The 9,945-nt window shown below is 74.0% G+C and carries 10 protein-coding genes and 1 pseudogene; 4 read left to right on the top strand and 7 right to left on the bottom strand.

Annotated features, from left to right (window positions below):
• The 3 genes from C1I97_RS23305 to C1I97_RS23315 all read right to left on the bottom strand — a co-directional run.
• The coding region (locus tag C1I97_RS23305) for an SCO1664 family protein (RefSeq protein WP_111005150.1) at positions 1-755 on the bottom strand (755 nt) is incomplete at its 3' end.
• Positions 719-1,309 carry a DUF3090 domain-containing protein gene (locus tag C1I97_RS23310; protein WP_111005142.1) on the bottom strand — a complete coding sequence of 197 codons (591 nt, stop codon included), beginning with the start codon at positions 1,307-1,309 and terminating at the stop codon, positions 719-721. The genes C1I97_RS23305 and C1I97_RS23310, both read right to left, overlap by 37 nt.
• A gap of 114 nt (positions 1,310-1,423) precedes the next feature.
• A complete protein-coding gene (locus C1I97_RS23315) occupies positions 1,424-2,110 on the bottom strand; it encodes a histidine phosphatase family protein (protein ID WP_111005143.1) in 687 nt (228 codons plus the stop codon).
• Positions 2,111-2,171: 61 nt separating this feature from the next.
• Here C1I97_RS23315 and corA point away from each other — a divergent pair, with 61 nt between their 5' ends.
• Positions 2,172-3,173, top strand: coding sequence for a magnesium/cobalt transporter CorA (gene corA / locus C1I97_RS23320; RefSeq protein ID WP_111005144.1), 1,002 nt, complete (start codon positions 2,172-2,174; stop codon positions 3,171-3,173).
• Positions 3,174-3,189: 16 nt separating this feature from the next.
• Here the strand turns inward: corA and C1I97_RS23325 are convergent, their stop codons facing one another.
• The gene (locus C1I97_RS23325; protein WP_111005145.1) at positions 3,190-3,996 is read right to left on the bottom strand and encodes a ferritin-like domain-containing protein; all 807 of its coding nucleotides are present in this window, start codon (positions 3,994-3,996) and stop codon (positions 3,190-3,192) included.
• A 242-nt stretch (positions 3,997-4,238) separates the two neighbouring features.
• Entirely contained in the window at positions 4,239-5,294 is a 1,056-nt protein-coding gene (locus tag C1I97_RS23330) for an LLM class F420-dependent oxidoreductase (protein WP_111005146.1), read from the bottom strand.
• A 120-nt stretch (positions 5,295-5,414) separates the two neighbouring features.
• On the opposite strand from C1I97_RS23330, the gene C1I97_RS23335 reads away from it, so the two are divergent.
• Together C1I97_RS23335 and C1I97_RS23340 are read left to right on the top strand one after the other, a co-directional pair.
• Positions 5,415-6,398 carry an aldo/keto reductase gene (locus C1I97_RS23335; protein WP_111005147.1) on the top strand — a complete coding sequence of 328 codons (984 nt, stop codon included), beginning with the start codon at positions 5,415-5,417 and terminating at the stop codon, positions 6,396-6,398.
• Positions 6,383-8,668, top strand: a complete 2,286-nt coding sequence (locus tag C1I97_RS23340; RefSeq protein WP_441349143.1) for a helix-hairpin-helix domain-containing protein — start codon at positions 6,383-6,385, stop codon at positions 8,666-8,668. Before C1I97_RS23335 ends, C1I97_RS23340 begins: the two co-directional genes overlap by 16 nt.
• A gap of 34 nt (positions 8,669-8,702) precedes the next feature.
• On the opposite strand, the gene C1I97_RS23345 is transcribed toward C1I97_RS23340, so the two are convergent.
• Entirely contained in the window at positions 8,703-9,431 is a 729-nt protein-coding gene (locus C1I97_RS23345; RefSeq protein WP_111005149.1) for a hypothetical protein, read from the bottom strand.
• Between the two features lie 47 nt (positions 9,432-9,478).
• Here C1I97_RS23345 and C1I97_RS23350 point away from each other — a divergent pair, with 47 nt between their 5' ends.
• Positions 9,479-9,667, top strand: coding sequence for a DUF5703 family protein (locus C1I97_RS23350; RefSeq protein ID WP_003989151.1), 189 nt, complete (start codon positions 9,479-9,481; stop codon positions 9,665-9,667).
• Between the two features lie 72 nt (positions 9,668-9,739).
• Here the strand turns inward: C1I97_RS23350 and C1I97_RS23355 are convergent.
• Positions 9,740-9,945, bottom strand: a pseudogene (locus tag C1I97_RS23355) (hypothetical protein); the annotation flags it as partial.

Below are 9,945 nucleotides of genomic sequence, written 5' to 3' on the forward strand. Positions count from 1 at the left end.
CGTGTGGCACGGAGTTCGGGCGGGGTGATCAGGCCGGAGAGGCGGGTGGCGAGGAGGGCTTTGTCGGTGAGGGCGTCCTCCAGGGACTCGAGGACGCCCAGGACGTCCGGCGGGAGCGGTTCGCCCGCCCAGCCCCACAGGAGGGTGCGCAGCTTGTTCTCGACGTGGAAGGTGACGCCGTGGTCGATGCCGTACAGGTGCCCGTCGGGAGCCGGCAGCAGGTGGCCGCCCTTGCGGTCGGCGTTGTTGATCACGGCGTCCAGGACGGCCAGCCGGCGCAGCCGCTCGTCGTCGGCGTGCACCAGCAGCGCGGTGCGACCCCGGCCGACCTCGGCGAACCCGATCGCCTTCCAGCCCGGGCCGGGCTCCTCGGCGTCCAGCAGCGCGAGCAGCTCCGCTCCGTCGTCGTCGGCGGTCGCCTCGACCCACAGCTGCACCATGCCCTCGCCGTAGGGGCCGTCGCGCAGCACGGTGGGCGGCACCAGGCCCCAGCCGGTCGCCTCGGAGACCTCGTACGCGGCCACCTCGCGCGCGGCGAGCGTGCCGTCGGGGAAGTCCCACAGCGGACGCTCCCCGGCGACCGGCTTGTAGACGCAGGCCGCCTCCTGGCCGTCGCAGGCGACCGTGCAGAACAGCGCCGCGTTGGAGGCCTCGCGGATCCGGCCGCGCACGGTCAGCTCGCCCCGGGCGAGCAGCTCGGCGGACGCCGCGCCGGGCGTCACATGCCGCGGCGGTATCCGTTCTGGCGCGGACATACGTGTCCTTCCGGGTCGAGCGGGAGGCTGCACAGCGGGCACGGCGGCCGTCCGGCGTTGACGACGTCCAGGGCACGCTTGGCGAAGGCCCTCGCCTGCGCGCCGGTGAGCCGGACCCGCAGCATCGGGGGACCGTTCTCCTCGTCCTGCAGCAGCCGCTCCTCGGCCTCGGCGAGGTCCTCCTCGGACTCCACGTCGATCTCGACGAGCGCCTGCGCCTCGACGATCATGCGCTGTTCCTCGCCGTCCCAGGCGAGCGCCATGGTGCCGACCCGGAACTCCTCCTCGATGGGGGTGTCCAGCGGGCCGGTGTCGGCGATCTCGGCGGGCGCCACGGCGGGCACGGCGGCGCTGCCGCCGCTACGGCGCACCACCTCGTCGAGCAGTTCGTCCATGCGCTCGGCGAGCGCGGCGACCTGGGTCTTCTCCAGGGCCACGCTGGTCACCCGGGAGCCGGCGGTGGCCTGGAGGAAGAACGTACGGCGCCCGGGAAGTCCGACCGTACCGGCCACGAAGCGGTCCGGGGGGTCGTAGAGGAACACCTGACGGGACACGTCCTGTCTCCATGGGAATCGTGTGAACGGCGGAATCGGGAGGGTCGACGGAACCGGCGAGTCGACCCGGTCGGCGAGTCGGCGGCGACCGCTTCACCCTACTGCGGCCGACGATCACGGTGCGCCCGCGCCGCCCCCGACGGGTGCGTCGCCGTCCGCGGACTCCTCGCGCGGCACCAGGGACGCGAAGTCCCCGGTGTCCCCGAGCCGTACCAGGAACGGCCGCAGCCGGGTGTAGCGGATCGCGGTGACGGAACACGGCTCGACCGAGATCCGCTGGAAGAGGTCCAGGTGCAGACCGAGCGCGTCCGCGACGAGGGACTTGATGATGTCACCGTGCGAGCACATCAGATAGACCGCGTCGGCCCCGTGGTCGCGCTCCACGCGCGCGTTCCACTCGCGCACCGCCTCGGCGGCGCGCGTCTGCATCGCGCGCAGGGACTCACCGCCGGGGAACGCCGCCGCCGAGGGGTGCGCCTGCACCACCTCCATCAGCGGCTCGTCCTTGAGTTCGGTGAGCTTGCGGCCGGACCAGTCGCCGTAGTGGCACTCCCCGATCCGCTCGTCGGTGTGCGCCGCCAGCTCTGGCCGGGCGTCCAGGAGCGGTCGTACCGTTTCCTGGCAGCGCCGCAGCGGGCTGGTGACCACCTCGGCGATCGGCAGCCCGCCGAGCCGCCCGGGCAGCGCGGCGGCCTGTTGGGCGCCGCGTTCGTCCAGGGCGACCCCGGGGGTCCAGCCGGCCAGCAGTCCGGCGGTGTTGGCGGTGGAGCGTCCGTGCCTGACGAGGATCAGCGTGGGCATGCGGCCAGGGTAGGCGTACGGACGGCTCCGGCGGTGGCCGGGCGAAAGGAGAACACGCTCTGTGATCGTCGACTGCGCCGTCTACCGTGACGGCCGCCGCACCCGGGGTCCGGAGGACTTCTCCGACGCGCTGGCCGCGGCACGGGCCGCCGGGGGTTTCGTGTGGGTGGGGCTGCATGAACCGAGCGAGCGGGAATTCGGCCTGGTCGCCGAGGAGTTCGCGTTGCATCCGCTGGCGGTCGAGGACGCTCTGAAGGCCCATCAGCGGCCCAAGCTGGAGGTCTACGACGACTCGCTGTTCGTGGTGCTCAAGCCCGTGATGTACGAGCCGCACAGTGACGCCGTCTCCACCGGCGAGATCATGATCTTCCTGGGCGACGCGTTCGTGGTGACGGTGCGCCACGGCGAGAGCGACGGGCTGGCCACCGTTCGGCACCGGCTGGAGCAGGAGCCGGAGATGCTCGGCCAGGGCCCCACCTCCGTGCTGTACGCGATCGCCGACTCCACCGTCGACCACTACCTGGACGTGGCCGCCGAGCTGCAGGCGGATCTGGAGGAGCTGGAGGCGGAGGTCTTCTCGCCGGACCGGGACCGCTCGCGGCACACCGCCTCGCGGATCTACAACTTCAAACGCCAGATCACGGAGTTCCGGCGGGCGACGGGCCCGCTGGGCCTGCCGATGGCCCGCCTGAGCGGCACCGGCATGGGTGTCTTCTCCCCGGCCGTGCCCTTCGTGGACGACAAGGCCCGGCCCTTCTTCCGGGACGTCAGCGACCACCTGATCCGGGTCAACGAGTCCGTGGAGGGCCTGGACCGGCTGGTCTCGGACATCCTGTCGGCGCACCTGGCGCAGACCAGCGTCCAGCAGAACGACGACATGCGGAAGATCTCCGCGTGGGCGGCCATGGCCGCGGTCCCCACGATGATCGCCGGGATCTACGGCATGAACTTCGCTCACATGCCGGAACTGCAGTGGACGTGGTCCTACCCGGCGGTGATCGTGCTGATGGCGCTGCTGGAGCTGCTGCTGTACCGGCTGTTCAAGCAGCGGGGCTGGCTGTAGGGGCGCGGCCCGCCGGTCAGGCGGGCTCCGGCTCGGGTCCGGGCACGGGTGCCGGGGCGGCGGGTGTGCCGAGGGCGTCGCGGCGCTCGGGCATGGACAGGGTCACCATCCGCCACCGGCCCACCAGCCGCTCGTGGACGTACACGGCGTGGATGCCGGCCGCGACGAGCGCCGAGCGGACCTTCGTCCAGCCGAGGATGCGGCCCATGCGGGCCATCACGGCGAGGCTGACGTCGCGGTGGACGCGGATCTCGGCCCACGCGCACGCGTGCAGGGCGCGCTGGATGGTCCGGCCGTGCCCGGCGGCGGCCAGGCGCAGCAGTTCCTCGTGGCAGTAGGCGAGGTGGTTCTCCTCGTCCCGCGCGATCATGCGCACCGCCCGGCCCACGTCGGGGTGGTCGCCGAAGTGCCGGCACAGCAGCTCCATCTGCTCGCAGGCGCGCTGCTCGGTGACCCGGCTGTGGGCCAGGTAGACGATGACGTCCTGGACGGTGAGCGGCTCGTCGGACCTGAGCCTGTCGTGCGCCAGCCCGATGCCCCGCTTCTCCAGGAGCATCGTGTAGTCGGTCTCGGGGGGCACCGGGACGGGGTCCAGACCTCGCCTGTTCAGCAGGGCGCGGAAGATGCGCCCGTGCTTGTCCTCGTCCGCGCCGTGGCGCGCGATCCTCGGGGCGAGGTCGCGCTCGCTCGCCGGTACGAGGGCGGCGATCCGGCCGTTCTCCCAGCCGCCCTGCGCCTCGCCGCCGGCCGCGATGGAGCAGAACAGCCGGAAGGACTCGTCGTGGTCGAGGATCTCCTGGAACAGGCTCCTGGGCGAGAGCATCGCGGGCCACCTCCCTGCCGGACTGCCGCGCAGCACGAGTCAAGTGCGGGCCCGGACGTGCCGCAACACGGATGCGGGGGCACTGCGCCGAACGGCGGAGCACGAGCGGGCCGCGAAGGGGCGCGGCCGTAACCGGGCGGGTACGCGCGCGTTGTGCTCCGTGACGGCCGTGGCGGGGTGGACCCCCCGAGCCCCCACCACGGCCGTGGAAAGCCTTCGGGTCTGCCGGGTGTGCGCCCGTGTCACGCCAGCCCCGCGCGCTCCAGGGCCTCGGCGCCGGCGCGGAGCGAGGCGAGCCGCTCCTCCAGGGTGAAGCCGGCGGGGGCGAGGGTCAGTGTGGTGACGCCGGCCGCCGCGTACGCCTTCATGCGGTCCGCGATCCGGTCGACGGAACCGAGCAGCGTGGTCCGGTCGATGAGTTCCTGCGGAACGGCGGCCGCGGCGCCCTGCTTGTCGCCCGAGAGGTACTTGTCCTGGATCTCGGCGGCCGCCTTCTCGTAGCCCATGCGGCGGGCGAGCCGGTTGTAGAAGTTCTGCTCGCGGCTGCCCATGCCGCCGACGTACAGCGCGGTGTAGGGGCGGAAGGTGTCGGCGAGGCGGGCCACGTCCTTGTCGTCGCCCACGGCGAGCGGAAGGGTCGGGCAGACGTCGAAGCCGTCCATGGTCCTGCCGGCCTTCTCACGGCCCGCGCGCAGGTGCTTGACCGCCGTCTCCTCCAGGTGGTCGGCGGAGGGGAAGATGAGCAGGGCGCCGTCGGCGATCTCGCCGGTCTGCTCCAGGTTCTTCGGGCCGATGGCGGCGATGTAGAGCGGGATGTGCTCGCGCTGCGGGTGGACGGTCAGCTTGATCGGCTTGCCCGGGCCGCCGGGCAGCGGCAGCGTCCAGTGCTCGCCGTCGTACGTCAGCCGCTCGCGGGCCACCGCCTTGCGGACGATCTCGACGTACTCGCGGGTGCGGGCCAGCGGCTTGTCGAACTTGACGCCGTACCAGCCCTCGGAGACCTGCGGGCCGGAGACGCCGAGGCCGAGCCGGAAGCGGCCGCCGGACAGCGAGTCCAGGGTGGCGGCCGTCATCGCCGTCATCGCGGGCTGGCGGGCGGGGATCTGGAAGATGGCCGAGCCGACGTCGATGCGCTCGGTCTGCGCGGCGACCCAGGCGAGCACGGTGGCCGCGTCGGAGCCGTAGGCCTCGGCCGCCCAGCACACGGCGTAGCCGAGCCGGTCCGCCTCCTGCGCGACGGCCAGGTTGTCCGCGTCCATCCCGGCGCCCCAGTAGCCGAGGTTGATCCCGAGCCGCATGCCGTTCCCCTTACCGATCAGTAACGTTCCTTGTGCGGGGAACACTAGCGCGGGTCGGCGGGATTTCGGGTTGTCCACAGGCAACCCGCCTCTCAGCTCCGGCCAGTAATCTCGGCGTCCATGGAGCAGAGGCATCTCGGCCGTACGGGCCTGCGCGTGTCCCGCATCGGTCTCGGCACCCTCACCTGGGGCCGGGCCACCGACGAGCACGACGCCGCGGACATGCTGAAGGTGTTCTGGGAGGCGGGCGGCACCCTCGTCGACACGGCCGACGTGTACGGCGACGGGGAGGCCGAGTACCTGCTCGGGCGGCTCATGGACGGCCTCGTGCCCCGTCGCGACCTGGTCGTCTCGACCAAGGCGGGCAGCGTCCCGGACCCGGACCGCCGCTTCGACGGCTCCCGCGGCCATCTGCTCGCGGCGCTGGACGCCTCGCTCGCCCGCCTGGGCACGGACTACGTCGACGTGTGGCACGTCCACGCCTACGACCCGTACACCCCGCTGGAGGAGACCCTGCAGGCGCTCGACCTGGCCGTGAGCAGCGGCCGGGTGCGCTATGCCGGGGTCTCGAACTTCTGCGGCTGGCAGCTCGCCAAGGCGGCGACCTGGCAGCTCGCGGCGCCGGGCACCCGGACGCGGCTGTCGAGCACCCAGATGGAGTACTCGCTGCTGCAGCGGGGCGTCGAGCGCGAGGTGCTGCCGGCCGCCCTCGACCTGGGCATGGGCCTGCTGCCCTCCTCACCGCTGGGCCGCGGTGTGCTGACCGGCAAGTACCGGGGCGGGACGCCCGCGGACTCGCGGGGCGGCTCGGAGCACCTGGCGCCCTTCGTCGAGCCGTACCTCGACGACACCGCCGGCCGCATCGTGGACGCGGTGTCCACGGCGGCGGACGGGCTGGCGGTGACCCCGCTCCAGGTCGCCCTCGCCTGGGTCCGCGACCGCCCCGGCGTGGCCGCGCCGATCATCGGCGCCCGCAACGCACAGCAGCTCACGGCGGCGTTGTCAGTGGAGGCGCTTAGTCTTCCTGGCGAGATCTGCCGGGCGCTCGACGACGTGTCGGCGCCGGTGCACCGCTATCCCGATCACGACTGGAGCACGCTGTGAGCGAGCCGGAGACCACGGAACACTCCGGGCCTGGCACCCCGGACCCCGACCCGGAAACCGGCGCCCGGAAGACCGGCGGTACGCCGGACGGCGAAGGACGGGGCGACGCCGCGGCCGCCGCGGGGAGCGGTGGCGGTCCGACGACCGGCTCGGACGCGGCGGACGGCTCGGACGGTGCCGGCGCGGCGGACAGTGCCGGCGCGGCGGACAGTGCCGGCGCGGCGGACGGTGCCGGCGCGGCGGGGTTGTCCGAGGCCGAGGCGGAGCTCGTGGCTCAGCAGGTCGAGCGGGAGCGGATCGAGCGGCGGAAGGCGGCGAAGAAGGGGCCGGTCGAGAGCGGGGGGAAGCTGAGCGGCAAGGCGGCCGATCTGCTGGCGGCGGTGCGGGCCGTGGAGAGCGGGGAGACCCCCGCGGCCGGCGTCTTCGCCGAGCCGGAGCCCGCGCCGCGACGCCCCGCCCCCGAACCGGTACGGCGGCCTGCGCCCGTCTTCGCCGAGACGGCCGCCGTGCCCGCGGCGCCCGCGACCGAGACCATCCGGAGTGTGCGGCGTGTGCTGGGCGAGGGTGGTGCCCCGGAGGCGCTCGCGCCTCAGGTGGCCGCGTTCCTCGGGCAGGGCGCGGAGGAGCGGCTGCGCGCCGACCCCTGGCAGCTGCTGCGCGTGAGGGGCGTACGGCCGGAGCAGGCCGACGGGTTCGCGCGTGCCCTGCTCGGCACGGAGTGCGGTCCGGACGACGAGCGGCGCGGCCGGGCTCTCACCGTGTGGCTGCTGGAGCAGGCGGCCCTCGCCGGGCACACGGCCCTGGACGCCCCGGCGCTGACCGCCGCCCTGGCCCAGCGGGCGGTGCCCGACCCCGAGGCGGCCCTGCACGGCACACTCGCGGAGGGCGAGGCCCTGGCCTTCCAGGACGCCCCGGCGGCGGACGAGGAGGGCGAGCGCCCGGTGCGCGTCCTCGTGGGCCTGGAGCGGTACGCGCTCGCCGAGGAGAGCCTCGCCGACGGACTGGCCCGGCTGATCGGGTCCGTACCGAAGGAGAGCGGTCCGTCCGAGGACTGGGAACGGGCCGCCGCCTCCGCCCAGGGCTCCGCCGCCGAGCTGCTCCGCGCGGTCGCGGGCCACGGCCTGGTCCTGCACACGGGAGGTGAGGCCTCCCGCGCGGAGCCCGCCCGGCTGCTGGGCGAGGCGCGGCGGCTCGGGCTGCGCGCGTGGGCCGCCGCCCACGGCCCGCTCGGCCGGGACGGGTTCGCGGAGCTGCTGGGGCGGTTCCAGGAGGCCGGCGGGCCGTCCGGGACGCCCGCGCCGCCCGTCGCCACGGTGGCCGGACTGCTGTCCGGCGCCGAGGGCCCCGGCCGGGACGACGACGGCTCACTCGCCCTGGACCTGCTCGTCGTGCTCGACGCCCCCCAGCTGGACGTGGAGTCCGCGGCCCTGCTCGTGGAGTCGCTTCCGGACGGCGCCCGGCTGGTGCTGGCCGGGGACCCGGGAGTGCTGTGGTCCGTGGGGCCCGGGCGGGTCTTCGCGGATCTGCTGGCGGCGCGGGTCTGTCCCTGCGTCGCCTCGCGCGTACCGGACCCGGGCCCGCTGGGCGAGCTGGTCTCCGGCATCGGCGCCGGCGAGCTGAGCGAGGTGGCGGCGCCCGGCAAGGAGGTCGTGATCGTTCCGGTGCGGGACGCGGGCGAGGCCGTGCACCGGACCGTGCAGCTCGTCGTGGACTCGGTGCCGCGGGCCATCGGCGTACCGGCCGAGCAGACGACAGTGATCACCCCGGGACACGGCGGCGCGGCCGGCACCCGCACGCTGAACGCGGCGCTGAAGGCACGGCTCAACCCGGGCCCCGGCCGCTTCGGCGGCTTCGACCCGGGCGACCGGATCGCCTACTCCCCCGCCCCGGGCCGTACGCTGCCCGGTCACGTGGTGAAGGCCGACGCCGAGGGACTGCACCTGTCCTGCTCGGGCGACCCCGTGGTCGTACCGCGGGAGCGGGTGGAGGCACAGGTGCGGCACGGGTGGGCGCTGACCGCGCACCAGGCGGCGGGCGGCCGGTGGCCCGCGGTGGTCGTAGTGCTGCCCGGCGACGCGGCGCGGGCGCTCAGCCGGCCGTGGGTCTACACGGCGTTCGGCCGGGCGAGCCGTCATCTGTCCGTGGTGCACGGGGTGGAGCAGGCGCTCCCGAGGGCCGTGGCCGAGGTGCCGGCGAAGCCCCGTACGACCCGCCTGCCCGACCTGCTCCGCACGCAGGCGCGGGCGGCGGAGGAACGGGCGGCGGGCTGAGGCGGGGGAGGTTCCGGGACGCGTCCGCCGTCGCTCAGCGGTCGGTCGCGTCCAGCGGCTCCAGTTCCTCGTCGTCGAGTCCGGTGCCGAGATCGTCGTCGTCGAGATCACCGTCGTCGAGATCGCCGTCGACATCATCGATGTCATCGACATCCTCGTCGTCGAAGACCGCGCTGACGTCGAAGCGGCAGACGATCCGCTGCGAGTCGACGTGCTCGAAGGGCGCCTCCAGCCAGTCGCCCGGGTCGGCGGGCTCGTCCGCGGCCATGACCCACAAGGTGGAGTCGCCCTCCTCCAGACCGAACTCGCTGTGCCGGGAGGCGATCTCGTCCGGTTCGAACTCACCGAACAGGACGCCGAGCGCCCCGGGCACCGTGCCGGAGGCGTTCTCGCCGATGCCCGTGCCGGCCACGGTGTCCGCGGCCTCCACCCGCTGGGCCTGGGCCAGCAGCCGATGCGGCTCGGCCACGGTGTAGTCGCGGCGGATCAGCACGCTGATCGCGTGCGGTTCCTCCGGGCCCGTGTACGGCGGCAGCGAGTCGTCACCGGGGATCTCGAAGGGCGTGACCTCGTCGTAGCGGTCGTAGAGCAACTCGTCGTACGCCTCCGCGGCCGCGGCCAGCTGGTTGAACGCCTCGTAGACGGCCGGGTCTTCCTCCCCCGACTTGCGTTCGACCGCGGCCAGGTGACGGTCGAGCGCGGCCTTGACCGCCTCGGCGGCGGCGCGTACCTCGGCAGCGGTGGGCTGCGCAGCATCAGACATAGTGCAGACGCTATCCGTACCGGGCCCCAGACCGCACAATGGATGCGATGCCGGAATACGAATTTGTCGACGTGTACGTACCGCGCGGGGTCTCCCGCAAGGAGACGGCACGTCTGCTGACGGACCACGCCGAGTACGGACACTGGGAGTTGTACCGTCTGAGCCTGCTGCGCGACGGCAGCCGCAAGGTGCGGTTGCGTCGGCGGATCATCCGCCAGGTGCGTGCCACGTGGTGAGCCGAGACGGCCGGGCCGCAGCGGGCTCCGTGGACGCGGAGCCCGCTGCGGCCTGCGCACCGTAGGCGCTGGTTACCGGGCGGCGGCCCGGGCCCTGCGGTACAGCACGGCGCCCGCGAGCAGCGCGCCCGCGCCCACCGGCAGGACGGCGCTCATGGGCAGGTCGCCGCCGGTGTGGGCGAGCTGCGCCCGGCTGCCGGGCGCGGCCACGGAGTGCGTGCCCGGCTGGTTCACATGCGTGGAACCACCGGGGGTGCCGCTCCCGGGGGCGGCACCCC

The organism is Streptomyces sp. NTH33, assembly GCF_003236365.1.
GTDB lineage: Bacteria > Actinomycetota > Actinomycetes > Streptomycetales > Streptomycetaceae > Streptomyces.